This is a genomic window from Paraburkholderia sp. BL17N1 (genome assembly GCF_003634175.1).
GTDB lineage: Bacteria > Pseudomonadota > Gammaproteobacteria > Burkholderiales > Burkholderiaceae > Paraburkholderia.
The window spans coordinates 723,872-749,758 of the sequence record NZ_RBIW01000002.1; the positions used below are offsets into that span (position 1 = coordinate 723,872).

At 64.5% G+C, this 25,887-nt stretch carries 21 protein-coding genes; 7 read left to right on the plus strand and 14 right to left on the minus strand.

The window, feature by feature from the left end:
* Positions 1–57 precede the first annotated feature (57 nt).
* Positions 58–1,338, minus strand: a complete 1,281-nt coding sequence (locus B0G82_RS23105) for an MFS transporter (protein ID WP_121309164.1) — start codon at positions 1,336–1,338, stop codon at positions 58–60.
* 338 nt (positions 1,339–1,676) lie between these two features.
* Between B0G82_RS23105 and B0G82_RS23115 the strand changes: the two genes are divergently transcribed.
* From B0G82_RS23115 to B0G82_RS23130, 4 genes are all read left to right on the plus strand, one after another.
* A complete protein-coding gene (locus tag B0G82_RS23115) occupies positions 1,677–3,185 on the plus strand; it encodes a HAMP domain-containing sensor histidine kinase (RefSeq protein ID WP_121309166.1) in 1,509 nt (502 codons plus the stop codon).
* A complete protein-coding gene (locus tag B0G82_RS23120) occupies positions 3,170–4,534 on the plus strand; it encodes a sigma-54 dependent transcriptional regulator (protein ID WP_121309167.1) in 1,365 nt (454 codons plus the stop codon). Before B0G82_RS23115 ends, B0G82_RS23120 begins: the two co-directional genes overlap by 16 nt.
* Positions 4,535–4,692: 158 nt before the next feature.
* Positions 4,693–5,424: a hypothetical protein gene (locus B0G82_RS23125; protein ID WP_121309168.1), complete on the plus strand. Its 732-nt coding sequence runs from the start codon at positions 4,693–4,695 to the stop codon at positions 5,422–5,424.
* Between the two features lie 34 nt (positions 5,425–5,458).
* Entirely contained in the window at positions 5,459–6,040 is a 582-nt protein-coding gene (locus tag B0G82_RS23130) for a hypothetical protein (RefSeq protein ID WP_121309169.1), read from the plus strand.
* 60 nt (positions 6,041–6,100) lie between these two features.
* On the opposite strand, the gene B0G82_RS23135 is transcribed toward B0G82_RS23130, so the two are convergent.
* Positions 6,101–6,409: a DUF4148 domain-containing protein gene (locus tag B0G82_RS23135; protein WP_121309170.1), complete on the minus strand. Its 309-nt coding sequence runs from the start codon at positions 6,407–6,409 to the stop codon at positions 6,101–6,103.
* Positions 6,410–6,545: 136 nt separating this feature from the next.
* Here B0G82_RS23135 and B0G82_RS40305 point away from each other — a divergent pair, with 136 nt between their 5' ends.
* The gene (locus B0G82_RS40305) at positions 6,546–6,809 is read left to right on the plus strand and encodes a hypothetical protein (RefSeq protein ID WP_206751622.1); all 264 of its coding nucleotides are present in this window, start codon (positions 6,546–6,548) and stop codon (positions 6,807–6,809) included.
* Positions 6,810–7,051: 242 nt separating this feature from the next.
* Positions 7,052–7,324, plus strand: a complete 273-nt coding sequence (locus B0G82_RS23145; RefSeq protein WP_121309172.1) for a DUF4148 domain-containing protein — start codon at positions 7,052–7,054, stop codon at positions 7,322–7,324.
* Between the two features lie 122 nt (positions 7,325–7,446).
* Here the strand turns inward: B0G82_RS23145 and B0G82_RS23150 are convergent, their stop codons facing one another.
* The 11 genes from B0G82_RS23150 to B0G82_RS23200 form a co-directional block, all read right to left on the minus strand.
* Positions 7,447–8,838, minus strand: coding sequence for a heavy metal sensor histidine kinase (locus B0G82_RS23150; RefSeq protein WP_116145865.1), 1,392 nt, complete (start codon positions 8,836–8,838; stop codon positions 7,447–7,449).
* Entirely contained in the window at positions 8,835–9,515 is a 681-nt protein-coding gene (gene irlR, locus B0G82_RS23155) for a heavy metal response regulator transcription factor IrlR (protein ID WP_121309173.1), read from the minus strand. Before irlR ends, B0G82_RS23150 begins: the two co-directional genes overlap by 4 nt.
* Before the next feature lie 5 nt (positions 9,516–9,520).
* Positions 9,521–12,742 (minus strand): CusA/CzcA family heavy metal efflux RND transporter, encoded by a 3,222-nt coding sequence (locus tag B0G82_RS23160; RefSeq protein ID WP_121309174.1) that lies wholly within the window; start codon positions 12,740–12,742, stop codon positions 9,521–9,523.
* Between the two features lie 80 nt (positions 12,743–12,822).
* Positions 12,823–14,298, minus strand: coding sequence for an efflux RND transporter periplasmic adaptor subunit (locus B0G82_RS23165; protein ID WP_121310791.1), 1,476 nt, complete (start codon positions 14,296–14,298; stop codon positions 12,823–12,825).
* 13 nt (positions 14,299–14,311) lie between these two features.
* Complete coding sequence (locus tag B0G82_RS23170) at positions 14,312–15,619, minus strand: TolC family protein (protein ID WP_121309175.1); 1,308 nt, start codon at positions 15,617–15,619, stop codon at positions 14,312–14,314.
* Positions 15,620–15,871: 252 nt separating this feature from the next.
* On the minus strand, positions 15,872–17,425 hold the full coding sequence (locus tag B0G82_RS23175; RefSeq protein ID WP_241974993.1) for a SulP family inorganic anion transporter: 1,554 nt from the start codon (positions 17,423–17,425) through the stop codon (positions 15,872–15,874).
* 468 nt (positions 17,426–17,893) lie between these two features.
* Positions 17,894–18,250, minus strand: coding sequence for a DUF4148 domain-containing protein (locus tag B0G82_RS23180; protein ID WP_106276991.1), 357 nt, complete (start codon positions 18,248–18,250; stop codon positions 17,894–17,896).
* A gap of 89 nt (positions 18,251–18,339) precedes the next feature.
* Positions 18,340–18,642: a DUF4148 domain-containing protein gene (locus B0G82_RS23185; RefSeq protein WP_116145872.1), complete on the minus strand. Its 303-nt coding sequence runs from the start codon at positions 18,640–18,642 to the stop codon at positions 18,340–18,342.
* A gap of 260 nt (positions 18,643–18,902) precedes the next feature.
* A complete protein-coding gene (locus B0G82_RS23190; RefSeq protein ID WP_116145874.1) occupies positions 18,903–20,285 on the minus strand; it encodes an MFS transporter in 1,383 nt (460 codons plus the stop codon).
* A 63-nt stretch (positions 20,286–20,348) separates the two neighbouring features.
* A complete protein-coding gene (locus B0G82_RS23195) occupies positions 20,349–22,004 on the minus strand; it encodes an AMP-binding protein (RefSeq protein WP_121309177.1) in 1,656 nt (551 codons plus the stop codon).
* On the minus strand, positions 22,001–23,446 hold the full coding sequence (locus B0G82_RS23200) for an aldehyde dehydrogenase family protein (RefSeq protein ID WP_121309178.1): 1,446 nt from the start codon (positions 23,444–23,446) through the stop codon (positions 22,001–22,003). Before B0G82_RS23200 ends, B0G82_RS23195 begins: the two co-directional genes overlap by 4 nt.
* 204 nt (positions 23,447–23,650) lie before the next feature.
* Between B0G82_RS23200 and B0G82_RS23205 the strand changes: the two genes are divergently transcribed.
* Positions 23,651–24,415: an IclR family transcriptional regulator gene (locus B0G82_RS23205; protein WP_106300702.1), complete on the plus strand. Its 765-nt coding sequence runs from the start codon at positions 23,651–23,653 to the stop codon at positions 24,413–24,415.
* Between the two features lie 103 nt (positions 24,416–24,518).
* Here the strand turns inward: B0G82_RS23205 and B0G82_RS23210 are convergent, their stop codons facing one another.
* Complete coding sequence (locus B0G82_RS23210) at positions 24,519–25,829, minus strand: MFS transporter (protein ID WP_116145879.1); 1,311 nt, start codon at positions 25,827–25,829, stop codon at positions 24,519–24,521.
* Positions 25,830–25,887 lie beyond the last annotated feature (58 nt).

Below are 25,887 nucleotides of genomic sequence, written 5' to 3' on the forward strand. Positions count from 1 at the left end.
TTGCTATAGAAACATCGGCTGACAGCAAACGGCATACCAACGGCCCGGGAATCGGCGTCACGAAATCGGGGACGTTGCCTCGGCCGTCTCCCGCGCCGCTTCCTCACGCGCCGCGCACGCATGCCTGAGCGACGCCCCGAAGCCCAGCCACAACGCCAACGAACCGGTCGACACCGCGCCAAGCGCGATGAACGCGGCGGGATAGCCGAAACGGTGCGCGAGAATTCCGCCCAACGCCGGGCTCAAGGCCGCGCCGGCGCCCTGCACCGTCATCACGACGCCCTGGCCGACGTTCACGCGCCCGCTGCCTTCCAGCAGACGCACCACTAGCGCCGGCACCGCGACGCTCTGCAGACCCGCGCCGATGCCGTCCAGCGCTTGCACCGGCCACACGCCCCACGCGTGAATCACCGACGCGGCGATCAGCCCGCGCAGCGGCAGCGCGAGGAAAGTCAGCAGGATCACCCACCAGTAGCCGCGCCAGCGAATCAGCCGGTTCGCCAGCATGGCGGCCGCGACCATCACGAGTTGCGCGATGACGATGGTCTGCGCGGTGAACGCGCTCGGCTCGCCTTGATGCGCGGCGACGATCGCGAGCCCGTAGAGCGGCAGCATCGCCGCGTTGCCGAGGTGGAACAAGCCCAGCGCGGCGGCGAGCAGGAGCAACGGGCGGGATTGCAACAACACTCGCAAGCCGCTCGCCGGCCGCGCGCCAGCGGCGGCCGATGCGCCGGCGTCAGCGTCAGCGCCGGCGTCAGCGTCGGCACCGGCGCCCCGCGCGGCCTCGTGATCGATCGCGTCGCCCGGAATCGACGCAACGGCGACGATCGACAGCAAGCCGAACAACGCGCTCAGGACGAACACCGCGCCGAATCCGTAGCGCCAGCCCAGCCAGCCGGACAGCGCCGCCGCCACGACATTGCCGCCATGATTGGCGACCTGATTGCGGCCGAACTGCCGGTCGAAACCTTGCTGCCTGACCATGCCGAGCGTCATGCCCGCCAAGGCGGGGCCGATCGCCGCGCCGGTGATCGCGGTCGCCACCTGCGACGCCGCCACCATCCAGTAACCGTGCGAGATCCACAGCAGGCCGGACGCCAGCATCGTCATCAGGCCGGCGATCACGACCAGAGTGCGTTTATGCCGCGTCGCGTCGACCAGCGCCCCGGCCGGCGACGTCGTCAGCATGCCCGCGATGCCGCCGATCGTCATGACCGTGCCGATCTGATCGGCGCCCCAGCCGCGCGCCTGCAGGAACACGCCGAGAAACGGTCCGATGCCCGCTTGCACATCGGCCACGAAGAAGTTCAGCGCCTCGAGCGCGCGCCGGGGGCTCACGATGCACTCTGCGCGGTTGACCGCCGGCGCGCGTCGCGCGGCGAATGGTTCGGGCGTATCGGCTTCAACATGCGGGCGACCTCACTGGCAAGGCGTGCCGGGATGGCGGCCAGCCCGATGCAACTCGTATGCCATCGGCGCGCAAACGCCGCGCGTGCGTGCCGGCGCTCCACGACGCCGCACAGCGCTGTCCGGTTCATGGACAGCGACTGTCCAACGGCGCAACCGCGAGCGCGCGTCCGGCCGGCCTGCAATCCGGCCGGACGCCCGCCGTCGGCGCGAGCACCACGGGCCGGAATTTTGCTACTGTCTAGCTCCTGTCCTTCTCCGCGCACTTCATGGCCGCTGCTCCCCGACGTTTATCGTTCGCCAGTCAGTTGATCGTTTTCTGGCTGCTGGTTGCAGTGATGTGTGCCGCCCTGATCGGGATCGTGTGGTTCATGGCGCAAGCGAATCTCGGACGGCAGATCGGCGTCGCCCGTCAACAGGGGCTGGCCGGCTGCGAGACGATCGGATCGCGCTACGACCTGTCCGTCGACCGGGCAGCGGAGTCTGCCGCCACGCAGCCGGCGCCGCCCAACGTGCCGAACACCGACCTGATGCACGCGATCCTCGACATCGTGCTCGCGCAGATGGACGGCGTGGAAGGCGGCTTCTGGCGCCCGCAAGGCGCGCCGCGCGGCAGCTTCGACGCGTACGCGTTTCCGACCTATCAAGGCAGCGGCATCAAACGCGACATCCCCGATGCCGAGACGCCCTTGATCCTGCGCACCTTGCGCGCGGCATCCACCACGCATACGGCGGCATCCGAATTCGTCGAAGGTCAGCAGGACGCCGTGATCGTCACCGCCTGTCCGGTGCCGCATCGGGATGGTTTGTTCGCATGGACCCTTTCGCGCGTGCATCCACCGCTCGGGCCGTCGGGCAAAGCACTCGTGACCACGCTCGCGGTGCTGCTCGCGGTGATCGTGGGTATCGCGATCGCGCTCGGCGTTCTGCTGCGACGCTGGCGCGCCAATCTGGCGCGTATCGAGGCCGGCCTGAGCCGGCCCGCCGACCTGTTCACACCGATCGCACCAACCGGCGAGCCCGACCTCGACAAGATCGTCCACGCGTTCAACGCCTACGGCGCGCGCGCCACCTCCTTGCAGCAGCAGGCCGGCGAACTGCATGCGCAACTCGCGGCCGCGGAACGGTTCGCGGCGATCGGCCGGTTCTCCGCGCAAATGGCGCACGAAATCCGCAACCCCATCGGCGCGATGCGGCTCAAGGCGGAAAATGCCCTGAACGGCGACGCCGAGCGCAAGCAGCGCGCGCTCGGCGCGATCCTCGAGCAGATTCAGCGGGTGGAGCGGCAGCTTTCGGGTCTGCTGGCGCTGACACAACCTGTGCGCGTCGACGCCCACGCCGTCGACTTGCGCGGTTGGCTGGCCGAGCGCGTGGAATGGCACCACGACGCAGCCGCACGGGCCGGTGTCGCGCTCGCGTTGGAGTGCGCCGAAGCGCTTCCCGCCCAGGCATGTTTCGACGCGGAGCAACTGGCGCGCGCCATCGATAATCTGCTCCTCAACGCTTTACGTCATACGCCATCCGGCGGCAACGTCACGTTGCACGCGGCGCGGCACGCCGAAACGCTGCGAATCGAAGTGACCGACGACGGACCCGGCGTGCCGCACGCCGAGCGCGAGCGCATTTTCGAACCGTTCGTGACCGGCCACGCTGCCGGTTCGGGGCTTGGCCTCGCCGTAGTACGGGAAATCGCCGCCGCGCATGGCGGGCGAGCCTTTTATGAAGCGCGCGAGCGCGGTGCCTGTTTTGTGATCGAGATCCCATGGTGCACATCCTGATCGTCGACGACGACGACGCCTTTCGCGAAAGCCTCGCCGAAACGCTCGGCGACCTTGGCCATGTGATCGAACAGGCCGGCACAGGCGAGCAAGCGCTTGCACAGCTCGCCGGCGACGCCCGCATCGATTGCATGTTTCTCGACATCAGGATGCCGGACCTGAGCGGCATCGATGTGCTTGAGCGTCTGCGCGCGATGCCGGCGCGCGCGGCGCTGCCCGTGGTCGTGCTGACCGCCTTCGCCACCAGCGACAACACCATTCACGCCATGCGGCTCGGCGCTTTCGAGCACCTGACCAAGCCGGTCGGGCGCGATGCGATTGCGTCCCTGCTGCGCAAGATCGAAGCGTCCAATCGCGGCACGGCGAATCCGGCGCGGCCGGCGTCGAACGAAGACGTCGGCGACGGCACGCCGCGCCTGCTCGGCAACAGCGAGGCGCTGCGCGACGCGCAAAAGCAGATCGGCCGCGCCGCCGCCACGGATTCGACTGTTCTGATCACGGGCGAAACCGGCACTGGCAAGGAGGTCGCGGCGCGCGTCCTGCACGACGCGTCACGGCGCCGCCATGCGCCGTTCGTCGCGATCAATTGCGCGGCGATTCCCGCTGAACTTCTGGAGAGCGAACTATTCGGCCACGCGCGCGGCGCCTTCACCGGCGCGGTGACGCAACGCGCCGGGCGCATCGCCGAGGCGAACGGCGGCACGCTGTTTCTCGACGAGATCGGCGACCTGCCGTTGCCCATGCAAGCCAAGCTGCTACGCGTGATTCAGGAACGGACGCTGACCCCAGTCGGCAGCAACACGAGTGTGCCAATCGACGGGAGGATCGTGGCTGCAACGCACCGCGACCTCGCGGAGGAAGTGGTAGCGCGGACGTTCCGCGAGGATCTGTTCTACCGGCTCAACGTGATTCCGATTCATCTGCCGCCGTTGCGCGATCGTCCCGATGACATTCTCCCGCTGGCCGCGCACTTTCTCACCGCCGCCGCCAACCTGGCCGGTCCCGTGCGGACCCTGAGCGCCGATGCCGAACGACGCCTGCTCGCGCACGCATGGCCGGGCAACGTACGCGAGTTGAAGAACGCGATGGAGCGTGTCGCGGCACTCGCCCGCGGCCCGCTCGTGACCGCCGACGATCTGGCTTTTCTCACCGCGCCGCGTGCCGCCGCGAACGGGATTCCGGCCGCGCTGCTCGATCTGCCGCTACAGCAGTCGATCGAATGGCTGGAGCGCGCCGCGATTGAACGCGCGCTTCAGCAGACCGGCGGCAATCGCGCGGAAGCCGCACGCCGCCTCGGCATCAGTCGTCAGTCGCTCTATACGAAGATCGCCGCGTACAAGCTCGGGTGATGCGCCTGCCGGTGTCCATCCGGCTGACACCCCGCGTCCAGCCAGCCGACAGCCTGAATCGGACGCCGTGGCGCAAAGCCTTACGCCACAACGCATAGCGGCATGGCATGGTGGTTGCAAAGACTCCTGCACGACATTGCTGTCGAAGGAGTCTGACCATGAACCGTTTCAACCCGATCGCCCGCGCGGCGTCCGTGCTCGGCGTGATCGCCGCGACAGCGGCTTGCGCGGCACAACCCGTGCCGCCGCCGCAGCCAGGCGCGCCGCTGCCACCGCCGGCGCCGAGCGCCAACGCTCCGCTGCCGCCACCCTTCGCTGAAGCTCCGCGCGACGGCGCTCCCGCGACCGTGAGCGGCGTGCTTCAGCGTTTTGTGATCAACCCGGAAGGCGACGTCGACGGCATGCTGCTCGCCGACAACACGCTTGTCCGCTTCCCTCCGCATATCGGCACTCAAGTGGCCGCCGCCTTCGCGCCGGGCGCGACGGTCAACGTGAACGGCTTCGCGCAGCCCGGCGGAACGCTGCGCGCCCGTCAGATCGCCGACGCGAACAACGGCCGCAGCGTTGTCGATCAACCGCCGCCGGCCGACACCCAACGTCCGCCGAAGCTGCTCGCCGGCGTAGGACTCGTCAAGCTCGATGCAACCGGGCGCGTGCTGCGCGTCACCAGCGCGCCGCGCGGCGAACCCGACGGCGTGCTGCTCACCGACGGCACGGTGATCAAGCTGACGCCGCCCGCGGCTGCGCGCTTCGCCAACCTGCTGCAACCGGGCGCGACGATCGCGGCGCAAGGCTACGGCACGCGCAATCGCTATGGCGAATCGCTGCAGGCCACCGCTTTCGGCACGCCTGGCAATCTCACGGTGATTTACGACGTCCCGCCCAGGTAATCCCGACTCATCACTCGAATAAAGGAGTTTCACCATGCATTGGATCGACCCCGCCTGCCTGCCCGAAACGCGCGGCAAAGTCGTGCTGTTCCTGCTCAATCCGCACGGCGACGCGGACGGTTTCATTCTTCAGCACGCCGACGGCACGCAGCAGCAGGTGCATTTCCCGCCTCATCTGGGCAAACAGATCGCGCGTCACATCGCGCCCGGCGACACCGTACGCGTGCGCGGCGTGAAACCGCGCGACGCCGAACTGATCGCCGCCGTCTCGCTGACGAGCCGGCAAGGCATCGAGATCGTCGACGACGGTCCACACGCGCACGAACATGGTCCGAAACATGAACACGGCCCCGAACGCCACGGCGAGCCGATGGACGTGCAAGGCGAAGTGGTCATGCCGCTCTACGGACCGAAAGGAGAACTGCGCGGCGCGCTACTGGAAGACGGCACGTCGCTGCGTATGCCGCCGCATGCCGCCGCCGAACTCGTCGCCTATCTGACGCCGGGCGTTCACGTGCAGGCATGGGGCCGTGGTGTGAAAAACCGGCTGGGTTGCACGGTCGATGTACACGACATCGCCGAACTGGTCGACGAGGAAATCGCGTCGGACGCCTGAGCGCATGTCAAGTGGCGACCAACGACGCCGGTCGCCACGCACGGTCACACCGCTCACGCGTCACGGATGGTTGTACATCGCATTCCAATCCGCGCTGGGAACGGGCGCGCGCCCCGCCTCCGACAAACCACCCGCGGCACCACCAAAACCGGTCGCCGCATGGCGTGCCGCCACTCGTGCTTCGGCAGCCTGAATATCGGCCGGATAGTTCGGATCCTCCCCGCGGCCCGGGTTATAGCCGGCCTGTTCGAGTTCCAGCAACTCGGCACGCACCTGCGCACGGGTCACAGGCGAGTTCGATTGAGCAAACACCGCAACCGGCGCTGCAAGGACAGCGGCAACCACAACGGCTTGAATAAGGGACTTCATGACGACGACCTCCACACTTTGCTTTGCTCTGCTACGAACAGCCCTGTTCGCAATTCAGTGATGACAGTCTAGAAAGGTCGGTGCTCGAGAATAAGGGCCGTGCGTGGAGAGGATTGTTCCCGAATGTGGATAAAGCGTGGCTGGGCCGCCCCATCTCGAAGCGAAGGTCGGCACGCAGGCGCTATCGGCGCGGAAAAAGACACAGATGCGTCTTCACATGGAGATTCGGATTTCCGCAGCGGTGGCCGGCGTAGTCGATCTGCTCGCCTGGTGCCAGGTCCGTCGGCGCGTTGTGCGCGGACGCTCGCGGCTGGACGGCAACCGCCGGCTCGCCACCGCTGCTCGCACATCCCGCGAGGCTTGTGGCAAGAATCATCGTCAAGGCGGATTTTTGCAGTAACGCGCGCATGTCGCCGCCTCGTCATTCTCGGAGAAAGATGCGTCATCCTGCTCCGCGAAGCTCGCTGCCAGCATCACGCCAATATGACAAAAATCTCATGCGCGCGGCCGCGCGACCGCCGTTTCGTCGCTGCCGTGGGTCCTGACATTTTTCTCATGTTTCGGTCACGATTGCACACCACCGGCGCTTCACACTGAGCTCACGAATCGCCAAACGGCGGTCGTCACTCAGGAGATTTCACCATGAACACTGCAAAACTCTTCACTCTGTCAGTCGCCGCCCTGATGATATTCGGCACGGCCTCGCAGCTTGCGCAGGCGCAAGGCAAGACTCGCGCGGAGGTGAAACAGGAACTGGTTCACGCGCAACACACCGGCGTGATTCCGTCCAGCAAGACGCAATACCCGCCCGACGCCAATACGATTGCCCGCAACAAGCAGACACACGCCATTACGTTGCATGGCGGTGAAAAGTCGCCCTCTCTGGACCAGCATGACAAGCTCGCCGCGAAGTAACGGCACGTGCCGCCGGGAGAAGATGCCCGGCGGCATGCGTACGCCGGTTGCCGACGAACGGCGCGCCCTCACGCTTCGCGCACGGCGTTGCGTGCCGGGCGCGCCGCCACGCCGCAAGGTGATCAACCGTGGTTGGGAAAGCGCAGCCAGAAACGGGTGCGAACATGCGGGCGACTTTCGAAGCCGCACTGTCCTCCGTGGCTCTTCATGATCGACTTCACGATGGCAAGACCCAGCCCTGTGCCCGATGCCGAACCGTGCCGCGAAGGGTCCACACGATAGAACCGCTCGAATATGCGTTCGAGATGGCGAGCTTCGATTCCCGCTCCCGAGTCCGACACGCTCAGCGTGGTCGCGTCCGGCTCCTCCTTGCAGTCGATGGTAATGGTGGTCCCTTGCGGCGCCTGCACGAGCGCGTTCGACAGCAGGTTGCTGAGCGCGCGTTGAAAGAGCAGCAGATCGGCACGCACCGTGCCCTCGCCCGTCACCTTGATCTTGACGTGCACGTCTTCGGCCACGGTCTCGTAGTAGCCGGCGACACGTTCGGCCTCCGCGACCGCGTCGAGTGAACGCAAGGACAGCAGCGCGTCGGCCTGATCGGCACGCGCGAGGAAAAGCATGTCTTCGATCATGCGCGACAGCCGCTGATACTCGTCCACGCTGGATTCGATCACGTCCCGGTAATCTTCCGCGCTGCGACGCTGTGACAATGCCACCTGAGCCGCGGCGAGCAGATTGGTGAGCGGCGTGCGCATATCGTGCGCCAGATTGGCGGAGAACTGGCTCAGCCGGGTGAACGATTCGTCGAGCCGCGCCAGCATGCCGTTAAAGGCCTGCTCCAGTTCCTTCAACTCGCCCGACACATGCAACTCCGGCAGCGGCTGCGCCAGGCCGCTCGTCGACATCGCCTCTGCCCTGGCCACCAGCCTGCGCAGCGGGAGCAGACCCAGCATGGCGATGCCGTAGGCGAACGCGGCGGCCAGAAGCACACCCAACACTTCAATGACCAGCGCGGTGTACGCGTATGCGTTCAACAGAGCCTGATCACTGGTTCGATCGTATTGAACGACGACGCGCATTTGCGGTCCGATGCCGTCGTTGAGCGCCGCGCTCTCCAGCAGATATCGAAGATTCGAACCGGCGCGCGCGAGCGCCACGCGCGCACGCTTCAGCCCGCTTGCGGAAAGCGGCGCATACGGCTTGAACCCCGCCGTGCTCAGCAGGCGTTGGCCGGCTGCATCGTAAATGGCAAGCGCCATGTGCGGATGCCCATGCAGGTGGTCGGTCAACGTCTGCGCATCGGCGGCGATGCCCTTCACAGTCGGAAGCCCCGCCAGATGCGTGCGTAACGCCGCCATCGTGCCGGACATCTGTTCGATCGAGTTCGATTCGAGACGGCCGCGCAGCGCCTGATATAGCGCAAGCCCGCTCAGCGCGAGGATCGCGGACGTGGACAGGATGATGAGAACCGTGAGCCTTGCACGCAGCGTACGCGGCACCACGCGCCTGATCAATTGCCGCTGCCCCGGTTTTCCAGCACATAGCCCATGCCTCTCACGGTGTGAATGAGCTTGGGTTCGTAGGCGTCGTCGATCTTGGAGCGCAGCCGCCTGATTGCCGAATCGACCACGTTCGTATCGCTATTGAAGTTCATGTCCCACACTTGCGACGCGATCGTTGCGCGTGGCAGGATTTCCCCTTCCTTGCGCATGAGCAGCCACAGCAGCGTGAATTCCTTGGCGGTGAGCAGAATCACGTCGCTTTGCCGGGTCGCCTTGCGCCGCGTCAGATCCAGTTCGAGATCCGCGACCTTCAGTAACGCGGATTCGCGTGGCTTGCCGCGCCGCAGGATAGACCTCACGCGCGCGACCAGTTCGACGAAGTCGAATGGCTTCGCAAGGTAGTCGTCGGCGCCGAGTTCCAGTCCCTTGACGCGGTCTCCCACGTCGTCGCGCGCAGTGAGAAACAGCACCGCCGTGCACCGTGTGCGGCGCAGGTTTTGCAGCAGCGTCCAACCGTCCTGTCCGGGCAACATCACGTCGAGGATCAGCAGGTCGTAGTCTTCCGTCTCCGCCTGATGCTGTCCCGTCACACCGTCTTGCGCCCAATCGACAACGTAGCCCGCCTCCGACAAGCCCTTTCGCAAATAGGCGCCGGTCTTCGGCTCGTCTTCCACCAGCAGAATCCGCATTCCCGCTACCTCGAAAAAATGCCCAGCCGCCGCAGCAGCTGAGCGGGCGACGTTTTCGCCAGCCAGCCCGATGCAGCGGCGCGCCATGACGACGAATGAGCCGACCGGTACAGCACGGGCAAGACCAGCAATGTCAAGGCCGTGGACGACAGGATGCCGCCGATGACCACCGTTGCCAACGGACGCTGCACCTCCGAGCCCGTGCCGGTTGCGAACGCCATCGGCAAAAAGCCGAGCGACGCGACGAGTGCTGTCATGAGCACGGGCCGCAGCCGTGTCAAGGCGCCCTCCTGGACGGCCGCGTTCAGCGCCGTGCCTTCATCGCGCAGGTTCCGGATGAAGGAAATCATGACGAGCCCGTTAAGGACTGCGACACCCGACAGCGCGATGAACCCCACCGCAGCGGTGATGGACAGTGGAATGCCCCGCAACCAGAGCGACAGCACGCCGCCGCTCAGTGCGAATGGAATACCCGTGAAGACTAGCAAGCCATCCTTAGCATTATTGAACATAATGAACAGCAGAACAAACACCATGAAGAGCGAAAGCGGCACCACCAGCTTCAGGCGCTCGCTCGCGCTTTGCAACTGCTCGAACTGGCCGCCCCACGACAGCCAGTAACCGGAAGGCACCTGCACATCCTGACGGATCTGCTCGCGCGCGTCCGCCACGAACGAGCCGACATCGCGCCCACGGACATTCGCGCTCACCACCACACGCCGCTTGCCATCTTCGCGGCTGATCTGGTTGGGACCAGGCGCGACATCGACCGTGGCCAGTTCGGCGAGCGGCACATACGGCGCCTGCGCGAGCGGCACGCTGCCGCCCGCCGCCACGCCAAACGGCAACGCGATCGGCAAGCGCTTGATCGCTTCGATGTCCGAGCGAAGTTCGTCCGGCAAGCGCACGACGATATCGAAACGCCGGTCGCCCTGAAACAGCGTGCCGGTTTTCTGGCCGCCCACCGCGGCAGCGACCGTGTCCTGAATGTCGCCTACCGTGACGCCATAGCGCGCCAGCTTGTCTCGGTCCACGTTAATGGTGAGAACCGGCAAGCCGCTGGTTTGTTCGATCTTGACCTCCGCGGCGCCCGGCACTTTCTGCAAGGCCGCCGCGATCTTCTCGCCCCCGTCGCTGAGCACCACCATGTCGTCACCGAAGAGTTTTACCGCGACATCGCTGCGCACGCCAGAGATCAATTCGTTGAAACGGAGTTGAATCGGCTGGGAAAATTCATAACTGTTCCCCGGCAATTCGGCAAGAACGGCTTCGATCTCCGCAACGAGTGTGTCGCGCGACTTGTTCGGGTCCGGCCATTTGTCAGTCGGCTTGAGCATGATGTAGCCGTCGGACAGGTTGGGCGGCATCGGATCCGCCGCGATTTCCGCTGTCCCTGTACGGGCAAAGACGCGCTCGATTTCCGGAAACCGTTGCTTCAACGTTTTCTCAATAGATTTTTGCATGTCGACCGATTGGGACAGACTCGTACCCGGAATGCGCAATGCAGCGACGGCCAGGTCGCCCTCGTTCAGACTCGGGATGAACTCGCTGCCCAGGCGCGCCGCGAGGCCGATACTCAGCGTGACGATCAGGAACGCGCCCGCCAGCACGCGTTTCGGGCGCGCCAGGCAAGCGCTGAGCAGCGGCTCATAACCGCGCCTAGCCCAACCCATCAAACCGTTTTCCTTTTCTTCTACGCGCTTGCCGATAAACAACGCCACCGCGGCGGGGATGAAGGTGACCGTCAACAGCATCGCGGCGGCCAACGCCATCACGACCGTCACCGCCATCGGGTGAAACATCTTCGCCTCGACGCCGGTGAGCGCGAAAATCGGCAAATAGACCACCATGATGATCAGTTGACCGAATATCAGCGCGCGCCGCGCTTCCTGCGACGCGCCGAAGACTTCGGCGAAACGCTCCTCGCGGCTCAGCGGCCGGCCGGCGAGCGCCTGCGCGTGAGCCAGCCGCCTCACGCAGTTTTCAACAATCACAACCGCGCCGTCGACAATGATCCCGAAGTCGAGTGCGCCCAGACTCATGAGGTTCGCGCTCACCTTCGCATTGACCATGCCGGTGAAGGTCATCAGCATCGACAGCGGAATGACGAGCGCCGTGATCAGCGCCGCGCGCAAATTGCCGAGAAAGAGGAACAGCACGACGATCACGAGCACCGCGCCTTCGAGCAGGTTCTTCTTCACTGTCTGCACGGCTTTTTCAACCAGCACGGTGCGGTCGTACACGGGAATCGCGCGCACGCCTCGCGGCAAGCTGCGGTTGACGTCCTCCATCTTGACGGAGACCGCCTTGGCGACGGTGCGGCTGTTCTCCCCGATCAGCATGAATACGGTACCGAGCACGACCTCTTCGCCGTTCGAGGTAGCGGCACCCGTGCGCAATTCACGGCCGATATCCACCTGTCCGACGTCCTTGATGCGAACCGGCACGCCGCCGACGTTGGTGATCACGACGTTGGCGATGTCTTCGACCGAGCGAGCCTGACCGGGCACGCGCACGAGATACTGCTCGCCGCGTTTTTCGATATAGCCCGCGCCGACGTTGGCGTTGTTGCGGTCGATCGCGCGCACCACGTCCGCAAGCGTCAGGCCGTGAGACATGAGCTTGGCGGGACTCGGCGCGACCCGGAACTCCTTCACGTAGCCGCCGATGGAATTCACCTCGGTGACACCTGGAACATTGCGCAGTTGCGGCTTGACGACCCAGTCCTGAAGCTCGCGCAGATCCACCGGCGTATAGCGGGTGCCGTCGGGCTTGACGGCCGACGCGTCGGCTTCCACCGTCCAAAGGTAAATTTCGCCGAGACCCGTGGAGGTCGGTCCCATCGCCGGCGTCGCGCCGGGCGGCAGCTTGTCTCTGGCTTCCTGAATCCGTTCGTTGACGAGCTGACGCGCGAAATAGATGTCGGTACCGTCCTTGAAGATCACCGTAACCTGAGACAGGCCGTAGCGGGAGATGGAGCGCGTCTGCGCCAGATTCGGAAGGCCGGCCATCGCGGTCTCCACCGGATACGTGATGCGTTGCTCGGCTTCGAGCGGCGAATAGCCCGGCGCCGCGGTGTTGATCTGCACCTGAACGTTGGTGATGTCGGGCACCGCGTCGATGGGCAGCTTCTGATAGCTGTACACGCCCCATCCCGCGACGGCGGCCATGGCCAGCATGACCAGCCAGCGGTGCGCGATGGCAAAGCGAATCAGTCTTTCGAACATGCGAAGGGTCCTTGGAAAGCCGGAACTCGGAAAAGCGGTCTGCCAAAGGCAGATCACGGCAGCTTTATGGCGGCGAAGCGTCAGTCTTCCCCGGCACTGCCTTTTCCGAGTTCGGCCTTGAGGACGAAGCTGTTCGCAGCGGCGTACGTTTGCCCCGGCCGAAGTCCTTTCAGCACTTCGATGACCTTGTCGTCGCGCCGTCCCGTCTCGACCGCTTGCGCAACAAAACCGCCCGGCGATTGCACGAAGATCGCGGGCGCGCCGTCGATCTCCTGCAGCGCGTCGCTCGCGACCGCGAGCGGCACGCTTTGCTTGCCGGCATCCACCGATACACTGACGAACATGCCCGGCCGCCACGCGCCGTCCGGATTCGGCAGCACGACGCGCGCCGGCGCGGTGCGGGTCTGCTCGCCGAGCAATGCGCCGACGTAGGCGATCGGGCCGTTCGACTTCGAGTCGAACGCGGTGGCGCTCACCGTCGCTTCGCGGCCGACACGCACATCGTTCAGACGCTGCGCGGGCACCGCCATTTCGGCCCACACGGATGAGAGATCGGAGAGAACGAACACCTTGGCATCCGCCGCGATTGCCTCGCCGGGTGTCACGTGTTTTTCGACCAGTGTTCCGGCAAACGGCGCGCGCAATTCGTATCGGTTCAACGCGCCGCCCGATGGCGGCGCATTCAGCGCGGCCAGCTTCGCGCGGGCGTTTTGCGTGGCGATCTCCGCTTCGCGCAACACCACCTGCGCCTGGAGATAGTCCTGCTCGGCCGAGATACGCTCCTGCCACAGCGTCTTTTCGCGTTGGTACGAAATCCGCGCGGCGGCGAGGCGGCGCTCCGCGCTCAACAGTTCGCTTCGACGATCCGCAAGATCGGTGCTGGCGATGACCGCCAGCACTTGCCCCTGCACGACTTTCTCGCCGATCGAGACATTCACCCGCTCGACGATGCCCGCCACGCGAGGCACGACGTGGGCTGTCCGATCCTCATTGAATCTGATCTCACCGGGAAACTGGAAGGCCGCGAGAATCTGCGCGGGACCGGCGCGGTCGAGACGAATCCGCGCCGCCTCGATTTGCGCGGCGCTGAGCGCGATCGCCCCATCGGCACGCGAAAACACGAACGAGGCGGACTGCCCGCGCCACTGGAGGTCGATGGATGCGTCGAAGACGTGAGGCTTCGCGATCGGTTCCGCGGACGTCAGCTTCTGCCCCGCCCACGCGAATCGCAATGGCTGGATCGAACCGTCGTAACGCTTGATGGAACCCGACACGCCCACGTCCTTGTCCGCGGGTTTGCCTTCGACAAACGGATAGACGACGAGCCGCGCGTCGCCCGGCTTCTCGGACAGGACGACTTCGACGGCTAGCGCGCCATTTCGGAACACGCTGCCGCCATGCTGGCCGGGCGTAGCCGCTGCGCTTGCCGACGTGCCGGCAGGGCCCGAAGCACTCGCGGTTTCCGACGGCACCCGCGTCATCGCGAACACGGCGAGCGCGACGCTCACGCCGCTAAGCGTCGCCGCAGCGGCGACCATGAGTTTTTTTGTACTCAGCATGAGAAGTCCTTCAAGGTAGACGGGGCGCGCGACCGGGCAGCGGGACGCCGACCAGACGGTCGATTTCGGCGTAGGCGAGGTGCGCGTCGGTCAATGCCTGCACGTATTGCGACTGGCCCTGAAACAGCGTGCGCTGCGCATCCAGGACGTCGAGGAAGCTGAACTTGCCGAGCTCATAGCCGCGCGACATTGCGTCGAGCGCCTCACGCGCGGCCGGCAGGACATCCGTTTTCAGACGCCGCGCTTCCAGGCTCGACCGCTCGTAGTTGGCGTACGCCTGAGTCAGATCGAGTTGCAGGCGCGCCTTTTCACTGTCGAAATCGGCGCTCGCCTTCTCGGCTTTGTGCACCGATTCGAGCAGCGCACCCCGGTTGGTGTCGAACAGCGGAAGCGGAATCGAAACGCCCACCACGGCCTGGTTGCCCGGCACCCCGCCGGTCACGACCCGCTTCATGCCCGCGCTGAATGTGATATCGGGGATACGTTTCGCGCGCTCGACGGCAATCGCGGCGTTGCTGCGCAGCGTCTCAGCCTGGGCGGCGCGCGCGAGCGGCGCCTCCGACAGTTGGGGCAACAGTCCGGCGAGCGGTTCGAGCGCCGGCACGTTTTCGATGTCGCCCGCCACAGGACGTCCACGCGCGAGCGGACTGCCGGTCACGTTCGAGAGCCTTTCCGCCGCGATGGTCAGCCGCGAGGCCGCGTTGGCCTGTTCGATTTGAACGCCGGTTGCGGCGACCCGCGCTTTGGTCGCCTCGACCGGCGACACCTTGCCGGCCCGCGCGCGTTTGTCCGCCAGCTCCGCCGACCTCGTCGCAATGTCCGCGGACTCGCGCGCCACCTGCAACTGGCGCTGCGCCGCGAGCAAGCCGTAAAAAGCGGCGATGACGTCCGAGCGCAAGGCCGCGCCGCGCGCATCGAGCGACGCGAGCGCCACTTCACGCCCATAAGAGGCGACGTCGAGGCGCGCCTGACGCTTACCGCCGAGTTCGACGGTCTGATTGACGAGCGCCGTCGACGTGCGCTCCATGCCGCCGAATCCTTCCTGCAGCAGCGAGATTTGTGGATTGGGGCGGGCGCCTGCCTGCATGAACGTGCCGCGCGACGCGTCGGCGTCGGCGCGCGCGCCGCGCAGCAGCGGGTTGTTCTCGGCGGCGATACCGAGCGCCTCGTCGAGCGACAGGGCGGCACCGTCGGGTGACGCAGCTTGTGCGATTGGTGATGAAGGTCGATTGTCTTGCGCCAGCGGCGCAGCGGATTGCGCGACGGCCGGATTCACCGCAGCGATCGCGAGTGCGGCAGCCAGGTTGCGGGTGAGCATGGTGATGTGACATGTTGACGAGGTGCGACCGATGCTACGGTCCCGCCGCCATGCCAACATGGTGGAAAAATGAGATTTCTGTCATCTTTCGCGGCCAACGCGACTGGGTTAGCCGCGGCGGCGGCGATGCCCGCCGCACGGTTGGCTTGGGAAGACTCGCCCACGGCAATGCTGGCGATGCCGTTCGAGTTCGCGTACCGTCGCCCACCCACGACCTGATGCGCCCGTCGATCACGAACCTGCCGCGAATGCTCATTGCCGGCGAAGAAACATCCGGAAGCCCGCAAACTTCACGCTGTCCCTGTTAACAGGATCCAACTGCCGGCACTCCACATGTATCCCCCGCGCCGGCGCGTTCTCCAGAAATTCATCGATCATGTCTCGCACGTCGGGATCGATGAAGTCCGCGCGGCTGCCGTCGAGTATCACCGTGGCGCGATCAGGAATCGCCTTCAGATGTTCCTTGAGACTGACCTTCGCGAGAAACGACACGTCCTTGCGCAAGGAAAGCAGGATGTGGTCGTCATGCCGAGCCATCGTGATCGGCCGCTGCATATGCACATGAATGGCGAACGCGACGCTGCACACGATCCCCAGCACGATGCCCATCAGCAGATCGGTGAGCAGCACGGCGCCGATCGTCACGACGAACGGTACGAAACGCGTAAGACCTTGCCTGGCGGCATCCGCAAACATCGACGGTTTGGCGAGCTTCAAACCCGTGAAGATCAGAATGGCGGCGAGACTCGCGAGCGGAATCAGATTGATCACCGCCGTCAGCGCGAAAACGCTTACGAGCAGCAATATGCCGTGCACGACAGCCGACCAACGGCTCTGCGCACCCGCATTGACGTTGGCGGAACTGCGGACGATCACGGACGTGATCGGCAATCCGCCAATCGCACCGGCCACCATGTTGCCGATACCCTGTGCCCTGAGTTCGCGGTCCGGTTGCGCGGGGCGCTTCTTCGGATCGATCTGCTCAACGGCTTCGAGACTGAGCAGCGTCTCCAGACTCGCAACGATCGCGATGGTCATTGCCAGGCGCCAAACGTCGGGGTTCAGCAAGTGTGTCAATTGAGGCCAGTTGAACACCTGGTCCAATGCGGCAAGCGAGGCCAGCGACGGCAACGATACACGATGTTCGAGCGGCGGTGCGAAGCCGGGAGCAACGAAGTCCAGCAACAGCGTGAGTGCAATGCCGAACAACACGACCGCGAGCGGCGCGGGCACATAGCGCACGAGCGCAAAGCGTCGCGCGGCACGGGTTTCCCAACTGGTGAGGATCGCGAGCGACACGATCGCAATCGCGCATGCGGCTACGGACATCGCGCCGAACGGCGTGGTGATTGTGCCGGCCGTGCCGCCTGCGTCGCCGTTGCCCAACCCTGCCGCCAGCGGCGTCTGTTTGATGATGAGCAGCAGCCCGATCGCCGCCAGCATGCCCTTGATAACCGAAGTCGGCACATAAGCGGCGAAGCGGCCTGCTTTAAGCAGGCCGAATCCGAACTGCATGGCGCCAGCGAGCAGAACCGCCATCAGAAACGAAGGAAAGCTGCCGAGCCTCGTAATCCCGTCGACGACGATCACCACAAGTCCGGCCGCGGGACCGCTGACGCTCAGATGCGATCCGCTCAGCAAGCCAACGACAAGGCCGCCGATAATCCCGGAAAGCAGACCGGCGAATGGATCGACGCCGCTTGCATTGGCAATGCCGAGACACAGCGGAAGTGCGACGAGAAAGACGACAGTGCCGGCAAACATGTCGCGGGGAAACGATGCAAACTGTTCGCGTAGATTCATGATGGTTGTGTAATCCAGACGTTTTGTACAAGGTAGGAAGATCGACCGGGTTTTCGGGGACGCACACTCGCAAACACCGCGGAGCGGCCGGCCATCGTCTCTACGTCGTGCCGCAGCCCGCGCAGCCGGTCAATGGATTGACCCCGCGCGTCGGGCGCGCAAAGCCGATCCATTCATCCATGACGCGACGTGCACTGATGTTTCGGCCACCTGATTAATAGCTGCAAGCTGCGTGTACATGACCAACAAACGAGAACTCAGTCAGGTACGCGCGCTGGCTAGCGATCTTGCTGAAAGGGGTTTCGGTGCAACGCGCGACGCTGGCCGCCACTCGCGTTTTTGTTGACGCTCAGAAGCAGGCTTGCGCGTGCGGCTGACGCAACGCGGTGACAAACTCCGTTGCCTTGCCCCGGATGGGCATGGCAGGTTCGTCTGCCATGCCAGCGGCGGCGCGGGGCTCAAGCGCGAGCATCATGAACCTGAATAGATGTCGCAGAAACTGACTGGCCCAACACAGTGCGGATTGCCGCCAGGCATCGGGTTGCCGTGCGGCGCGCGGCCAGATTCCTGCGATCCCGCCGGCACGCCGCCTTCGTCACCTTCCGCACCCTCGCCGCTTTGCGCCGGTTGTGCCACGACCTTTACCTTCACCATGTGAGAGAAACTCGGATGAACAAACGGATAAGATGACTCCGTCACGTACTGCAATCCGTTGGCCTGTGCCTCGGTGAGTTGCTGCTTCACCTCGGCACGCGTCAATCCCTGAGCCTGGACAGCGGAGCTAATAAGTAAGGCCGAGGTCAGCCAGAGTGTGACGATCAATTTCATATGCGACTCCGTGACTGTCGAATAGTGTCGCGCCTACTCGCGGGGACAGTGCGAGAGACAACAATGAGAGGAAAATCCGCGCTTGCCGATTACCTGAAATGGCGTTCGGATTCGGCAAACAGCGCCTTGTTGCGCTCGATAGTCGATTTGCTCGGCGGATAGTCGGCTTCGGTAGTCGGTATGAGCCCGTCCCTATAGGCCTGAATGAGCTCCTTGCGGACTTCGGCGCGTGTTTTTCCCTGATGCGCTGATTTGACCGGCGGTGCGGCGCCGTAAGTTTCCGCTTGCGCGATGGGGATCTGTCTGGGAGAAGCCTGCTCCACGTCCGCGAATGCCAACGGGGATAAAGAAGCGCTAAGCAAACCAAGCGCAAGTAATTTTTGAAACTTCATCTGAACCTCCTTTCAACCTGGTGTCGGTATTAACTTGACTCCAGTCTGACTCGCGGAGGGGTCGACAGCATGATTACAAGATGATGTTTTTGTCAGGATGCCGTATGGCCATGCTAGCGTTTCGTGCTTATGCGCACTCAGGCCAGTCGCCAAATGAAAAGCGGCGGCGCCACCCGTGCGCCGCCCTGCGTGAATGGCGGGAAGCGTGCATGACGTGAGCCGCGCGACTCGCGCCGCTCACGTCACCAACGCCACGCGTATCACTTGCGCCACCGCAACGGCCGGCGCAAGTGATGGCGCTCGAGCCTCACACTCGCGCCCGCATGCGAGAAAGACGGCATGCCGCCCAACTCGACGCCCGCGGCACGCTCACGCTCCTCATCCGCTTCAACGGTCTTGCTGGTGTCGATGAAAAGCGCCGCCAGGATGCCGACCGCAAGCAGGCCCGCGGAGATATTGAACGGCACGTTATAGCTGCCGGTCTTCTCGATCAGATAGCCGAACACCACCGGCGACACCATGCCCGCTACGCCGAAGCCCGTGTTCATCATGCCGCCGGCCGTGCCCGCATACTTGCCGGCAATGTCGAGCGGCAACGTCCACAATACCGGGTTGGTGATTTCGAGGAAGAAGAATGAAGCCGACAGGAACCACACGGCCGTCAGCGGATTGGTAGCGGACACCATCGGCAGCAGAAACACCAGCGAACCGCCCATGCCCACCACCAGCACCGTGCAACGCGCAAAGCGCAAGCGGCCCGTGATCTTGTAAAGCTTGTCCGACACGACGCCGCCGAGCGTGTCGCCGACCACGCCCGCCAGCAGCGGCAGCGCGGTAAAGAGCGCCAATTGCTTGAGATCGAATCCACGCGACTCGCGCAGATAGGACGGCAGCCACGTCAGATAGACCCACAACAGCCAGCCATAGCAGAAGTCGACGAACGTGACGAGCCACATGCGGCGCACCAGCTTGCGCCACGGCGTGGCCGCACGTTTGGCGCGGTCGCAATCGCCGGCGCGGTAGCCGATTTCCGCGGTTTCCTCGGGCGTGATGCGGCGGTTCTGTTCCGGCGAATTGGTGAACACGAAGAGATAGAGCACGGTCCACGCGAGGCTCGCGATGCCGAGCAGGATGAACGCGTCGCGCCAGCCGCCGGTGGCCACCACGGCCAGCACCAGCGGCGGCGTGATCGCGCCGCCCAGACGCGCGAAACTATGCGTGATGCCTTGCGCGAAACCGCGCTCGGCGACCGGCATCCAGTAGGTGAAGGCGCGCGTCGCGGTAGGAAACGCGCCGCCTTCGCCGATGCCGAGCGCGAAGCGCATCACGACCAGCATGGTGACGCTGCCCGCGAAACCGGTGGCGAGCGTGGCCACGCCCCAGATCAGCGACAGCACGGTGAGCACCAGTTTCGGCCCGTACTTGTCGGCGAGCCAGCCGCCGATGATCTGCATCGCCGCATACGGATAAGCGAAGGCCGAGAACACCAGCCCGAGTTGAACGGTCGTGAGGCCCATTTCGTGACGAATCAACGGACCGGCCACCGCAATGTTCACTCGATCGATGTACGAGATGAAGTACATCAGGCACATGACCGCCAGGATGATATGGCGTGTCTTGACACGCCGGATACGCGTTTCCATGCTGTCTCCTTTCTATTGTATGTATCGATCTCTACTGCGCGTCGACGACGGCCGCGAGCCGCGTCAGGTGGGCACCAGCTTGAGCCGCTGCACCTTGCCGGAAGGTCCGCGCGGCAGTTCATCGACGAACCGAAACTCCTTCGGTGTCTTGTAGCGTCCGAGTTCGCGCAAGCAGTGCTCGCGCAGATCCGCCGGATCGGGTGCGCCGCGTCCGTCGCTCGTACGCGGCACCACGAAGGCGACGATCTCCTGGCCGTAGGCCGGGTCGGGCACGCCGACCGCCGCGGCATCCAGCACATCGGGATGACGCAACAATGCTTCGTCGATTTCGCGCGGCGCAATGTTCTCGCCGCCTTTGATGATCAATTCTTTCGCGCGGCCGTTGATGTAGAAGTAGCCGTCCGCGTCGCGATAACCGAGGTCGCCGGTACGCAGCCAGCCGTCCGGCGTAAAGGCAGCGGCTGTCTCTTCGGGCTGCTTGTAATAGCCGCCCATCACCTGCTCGCCGCGCAACACCAGCTCGCCGCATTCGTTGGCGGCGCACTCGCGCCCTTCGCGGTCGATCACTCTCGCCTCGCTGCCCGAAGGCAGACCGATGCTGCCGACGCGCCGCCGCTCAATTTCATATGGATTGCTGAAGACCGGCGCTGCGGTTTCCGTCATGCCCATGGTTTCGATCACGCCGATCCCGAAGCGCGCCTCAAACGCGCGATGATGATCGGCGGGCAATGCGGCCGACGCGCTGCGGCAAAACTTCAGCGCGGACAGATCGTAGGTGCATGCTTCGTCGGCGTTGAGCAGATACGCGACGATCGTCGGCACCACGTTGATCCACGTGCAGGCGTGCAGCGCGACGTCGCGCCAGAACGTGCGGGCGGAGAAGCGCGACGTCAGGACCGCCGAGCCGCCATGAAACAGCGGCGCGAGCAGCGTCACGACCAGACCGTTGATGTGATAGAGCGGCAATGACGCGAGCACGCGATCGTCGGACGTCAGCCGGTGCTCGGCGCTGATGTTGCGCGCGTTCGCCAGCAGGTTGCGATGCGTCAGCAGCACGCCTTTGGGTGTGCCCGTGGTGCCCGAGGTGTACATCAGCAATGCGACGTCGTCGGCTGTGGGTTCGTGGGCCGTTGCGCGGTCCGCCATTTGCCCCGGCGCGGCGCCGCGCTTCGCGAGTGCCGGCGCTGCGGCAGCGCCCGCGCCATGTGCCGTGGCTTCGACTAATACAGGTTCGTGCCTCGCCAGCGAAGGCGGTTCGGCATCCTCCGGTTCGGTCTGGATCAACGCGATCTCGCGCGTCAGCCCGGCAGCGTGCAATTCGGCGACTGCCGTGCCGATCGCAGCTTGCGTGTCGCGTGCGGCAAAGATCATGCGTGTATCCGAGTGATCGACGATATAGCGCACCTGCGAGGGCTGGCACAGCAGATTGAGCGGATTGGCGACCAGCCCGCTGTACATGGCAGCGAGCAGTACACGGGCCGTCTGAATGCCGTTGCCCATGAACACGGAAATGACGTCGCCCGGCTGCAGGCCGGCTTCTTTGAAGCGTGCCTCCAGCACGCGGCAGTCGTCGCGCAATTGGCGAAACGTCAGGACGGTCGCGCGCGGATTGGGGACCGGCAATTCGTCGTCATCGCGTGCGGCGAGCAGGAAGGGCTTGTCCGGATGCTGCGCGGCACGCTCGTCGATCAGCGCGCGAAGGGTGGCGGGCGTGTTCATCGGCCGTACCTCGCGAAGAAGTCGCCGAGCAATTCGTCCGTTTCCGGCACGCGCTCTTCGATCGGATAGGCGACCCGCGTGGTGTTCAGATAGTGGCGAAAGCCCAGATTGCCCGAGAAGTTATTGCGGCCCCAAGTGCCGCAGCCCATCGACAGCGAGAACGGCAAACCGTTATCGAAGTTGCCGCCGGTGGCCAGGCAATGCGCCTGATTCACGATCACGCGCGCGACGGGCAACGTCACGCCGAGCTGGACCGCTTGCGCGGCATCGCTCGAATGCAGTCCGACCGAATGACCCGCGCCCATGTATGCATAGATGCTGCGCACGACTTCGGCCGCGGCATCGAAATCGGCGGCGCGATACACGGCAAGGACCGGCGCGAGTTTCTCGCCGGAGAACGGATAGTCGCTGCCCGCGCCGCTCTCCTCCACCATCAGGAAAGCGGGATGACGCGCGGCGACTTCCTCCAGACCGGCCACGCGCGCGATCACCTCGGCGGATTTAGCGGTGCACTGTTCGGAGAGCTTGCCGTTGACCCACATCGCAGCCTGCAAGCGGGCCTTCTGCGCGGCGTCAAGGAGTACGCCGCCGCACGCGGTCAGCTCGGCCAGCATCGGCTGATAGATCGCGTCTTCGATCACGATGCTGTTTTCGGACGAGCAACTCGTCGCGTTGTCGAAAGTCTTCGAGCGCAGGATCTTGCGCGCCGCATCATGCAAATCCGCGGATGCCGTGACGATCGAGGCCACGTTGCCCGCGCCCACGCCGAACGCGGGCGTGCCGCTCGCGTACGCCATGCGCACGTTCGCCTGAGAACCGGTGGCGACGACCAGATCGCACTGCCGCATCAACGCAGCGGTCGCCGCCTTGCTGATCGGTGCGGGCAGCATCTGCACGAGGTCCGGATCGATACCGGCCTTCGCGAACTGCGTGTGAATGAACTCGATCAGCAACGCGCAAGACGAGTAACCTTTGGGAGACGGCGCGACGATTACTGCATTGCCGCATTTGAGCGCGTTGATGATCTTGTTGGCGGGCGTCGCCGCCGGATTGGTCGACGGCGTGATCGCCGCCACCACGCCGACCGCGCGCGCAATCTCGACGAGGCCGCTTGCTTTGTCTTCGGCGATCACGCCGGTGGTCTTTTGCCCGTGCAAATCGCGCAGCAGGCCGAGCGTCTTGCGATAGTTCTTGCGGAACTTGTCGTCGGCGTTGCCGAGGCCCGTGTCATGCACGGCGCGTTCCGCCAGTTGCCGGTTGCGCTCGGGCTCCATGATGGCCCACGCGGCGGCGTCGGCGGCGGTGTCGAGCGCCCGTTGTCCTGCATGCTCGAAAGCGCGCTGCGCCGCGCGCGCCTTCGCAACCAGCGTGGCGACGATGCGCTCGGCTTCGCCGTCCGCATGGTGGCCCGCGATTTCGGCTCCTGTGGCCCTGACGTTCATATGGGTTCGCTCCGCGTGAATAGATTGATTGCAGTGCTATCAATCTAGCCAGCCGCGCTGATGGCGAAGTCCCGTTTTTCGAGCTATCCATCGCAGTGGGTTCGCCAGCATCGGAAAACGCAAAATTCGGTACTTTCCATAGTCCCGAAAAGCAATGAAGTCGATGCAAAATCATTGCTGTGAATACGCTGGCGAGGGAGCGGGATGTCGACATCGAACCAGTCGAATGCAGCTGCAGTGCGCGCGTTTCGTGTACTCGAAACGCTGGCCGAAGCGGGCAGCCCGCTCTCTATGACCGAGCTTGTCAATGCGCTCGGCCTGCCCAAGCAGACCGTTCACCGCATCCTCGTGCAATTGATGGATGCGTGGCTCGTCACGCGCGGCGCGGGTGATCGTCTTTACGAATGTTCGCCACGCGTGCGCATGCTCGCGGTCAATGTGCTGATGCATGCGGGACCGGCCGCCGCGCGTCACGTGCTGCTCGAACAACTGGTGGCGAAAATCGGCGAGACCTGCAATCTGACCATGCTGTCAGGCAACGATGTCGTCTACGTGGATCGAGTCGAAACCGAATGGCCGCTGCGCATGCATTTGCAGCCGGGTTCGCATGTGCCGCTGCATTGCTCGGCGAGCGGCAAGCTGCTGCTGAGCTTTCTGCCGAAAGACCGGCGCGAACGCGTGATCGAGACGCTGCCGCTGCGCGGCTATTCGGAACGGACGATCACCGATCGCGACGCATTGCGCAAGGAATTGACCACCACGCGGCGGCGGTTGCTCGCGATCAACAACCAGGAACATCTGCAAGGGCTGATCGCGATTGCCGTGCCGGTAATGCTGGATCGCAATCGCGCCTGCGCGGCGATTGCCGTGCAGGCGCCGGTGGGCAGGGTCACGCTCGACGATCTGCTCGCGTTTGTGCCTGATTTGCGCCATGCGGCGGAAGAGACGGCGAAGACGTTTCGGGAATGACGCCGCTCGCAGCCGCCGTGGTTTAGCAGCGTGCGCGGCAGCGCGGTCTTCGCCGCGGCGCTGTGCGTCACGCGCCGCTTCTGCGATTCAAGCGGGTACAGAATCACGACCGCGCATGCACCACCGCATCGAACCCACCCGCCCGCTTCCTCTCTATAGCCCGCACCGACAGCGCCGATATCAAAGCTGCGAACAGCACATACGCGCACACGGTCCATGGCTTACCGCCGTTCAGCCGCATCAGGATCGTCGCGATGATCGGCGTGAGTCCGCTCGCGAAGATACCCGAGAACTGATACACGAACGAGATACCCGTGTAGCGCACTTCGGCGTCGAACAGTTCGGCAAACAATGCCGCCTCCGGGCCGTACACCATCGCGTAGAAAATGCCGAACGGCACCACGATGGCCGCCCAGATCAACAGCGTGTTGGCCGGCTGCATTTCAATGAGCCAGAAGGCCGGAAACACCGACACGCCGCAAATCAGCGAGCCCCAGAAATACACGCGCGCGCGGCCGAGCTTATCGGACATGCTGCCGAACAGCGGGATGAAAAAGCACATCACGCCGGCCGCGATCATCACGCCGAGCAACGCATCGGTGCGGCTCATCGACACATGTTGCGTGAGGTAGCCGATCGAAAACACGGCGAAAATATTGAAGAACACGCCGTCGATATAACGCGCGCCCATGCCGAGCACCACGGCGCCGCGATAGCGCGTGATCATGTCGACGAACGGAATCTTCGCTTCGCGCCGATTGCGTTTGAGCGCGATGAATTCGGGCGTCTCCATCACCTTGGCGCGAATGTACAGGCCAATCAAAACCAGACCGAGCGACGCGCCGAACGCGATCCGCCAACCCCACGAGAGGAACGCCGTTTCGGGCAGCAAGCGTGAGAGCGCAGCGACCATCCCCGATGCGAGACAGAGTCCGATCGACAAACCGATCTGCGGCAGGCTCGCGTACAGGCCGCGCTTTTCAGGTGGCGCGTATTCATACGCCATCAGCACCGCGCCGCCCCATTCGCCGCCGAGCCCGATGCCCTGCAGCACGCGCAGCGACAACAACAGAATTGGCGCCCAGATGCCGATCTGCGCATAAGTAGGAACGAACGCGACGCCCGCCGTCGAAATCCCCATGATGATGAGCGTCAGAATCAACGCCGATTTACGCCCGATCCGGTCGCCGAAGTGGCCGAATATCACGCCGCCCAAAGGCCGCGTCACGAAGCCCACTGCAAAGGTCGAATAGGCGAGCAGCGTCGATACGAGCGGATCGCTGGCGGGAAAATAGAGCTTGTTGAATACGATGCCGGCGACCACGCCGTAAAGAAAAAAGTCATACCATTCGACGGTTGCGCCGATCACACTGGCGAACGCAACGCGCCGGATAGCGCGGGGATCGATTGCCATAGCAGCAGCTCCTCAATGGACGGCCATGCCGCGCGTATCGACACGCGTACCCGGCCGA

Excerpts from the sequence above, each read along its gene's own strand:
- B0G82_RS23205 (WP_106300702.1), top strand. The coding sequence starts at position 23,651 with ATGTCGACATCGAACCAGTCGAATGCAGCTGCAGTGCGCGCGTTTCGT.
- B0G82_RS23210 (WP_116145879.1), bottom strand. The coding sequence starts at position 25,829 with ATGGCAATCGATCCCCGCGCTATCCGGCGCGTTGCGTTCGCCAGTGTG.
- B0G82_RS23170 (WP_121309175.1), bottom strand. The coding sequence starts at position 15,619 with ATGCTCACCCGCAACCTGGCTGCCGCACTCGCGATCGCTGCGGTGAAT.
- B0G82_RS23180 (WP_106276991.1), bottom strand. The coding sequence starts at position 18,250 with ATGAAATTGATCGTCACACTCTGGCTGACCTCGGCCTTACTTATTAGC.
- B0G82_RS23145 (WP_121309172.1), top strand. The coding sequence starts at position 7,052 with ATGAACACTGCAAAACTCTTCACTCTGTCAGTCGCCGCCCTGATGATA.
- B0G82_RS23120 (WP_121309167.1), top strand. The coding sequence starts at position 3,170 with ATGGTGCACATCCTGATCGTCGACGACGACGACGCCTTTCGCGAAAGC.
- B0G82_RS23125 (WP_121309168.1), top strand. The coding sequence starts at position 4,693 with ATGAACCGTTTCAACCCGATCGCCCGCGCGGCGTCCGTGCTCGGCGTG.
- B0G82_RS23200 (WP_121309178.1), bottom strand. The coding sequence starts at position 23,446 with ATGAACGTCAGGGCCACAGGAGCCGAAATCGCGGGCCACCATGCGGAC.
- B0G82_RS23160 (WP_121309174.1), bottom strand. The coding sequence starts at position 12,742 with ATGTTCGAAAGACTGATTCGCTTTGCCATCGCGCACCGCTGGCTGGTC.
- B0G82_RS23195 (WP_121309177.1), bottom strand. The coding sequence starts at position 22,004 with ATGAACACGCCCGCCACCCTTCGCGCGCTGATCGACGAGCGTGCCGCG.
- B0G82_RS23130 (WP_121309169.1), top strand. The coding sequence starts at position 5,459 with ATGCATTGGATCGACCCCGCCTGCCTGCCCGAAACGCGCGGCAAAGTC.
- irlR (WP_121309173.1), bottom strand. The coding sequence starts at position 9,515 with ATGCGGATTCTGCTGGTGGAAGACGAGCCGAAGACCGGCGCCTATTTG.
- B0G82_RS23190 (WP_116145874.1), bottom strand. The coding sequence starts at position 20,285 with ATGGAAACGCGTATCCGGCGTGTCAAGACACGCCATATCATCCTGGCG.
- B0G82_RS23115 (WP_121309166.1), top strand. The coding sequence starts at position 1,677 with ATGGCCGCTGCTCCCCGACGTTTATCGTTCGCCAGTCAGTTGATCGTT.
- B0G82_RS23185 (WP_116145872.1), bottom strand. The coding sequence starts at position 18,642 with ATGAAGTTTCAAAAATTACTTGCGCTTGGTTTGCTTAGCGCTTCTTTA.
- B0G82_RS23135 (WP_121309170.1), bottom strand. The coding sequence starts at position 6,409 with ATGAAGTCCCTTATTCAAGCCGTTGTGGTTGCCGCTGTCCTTGCAGCG.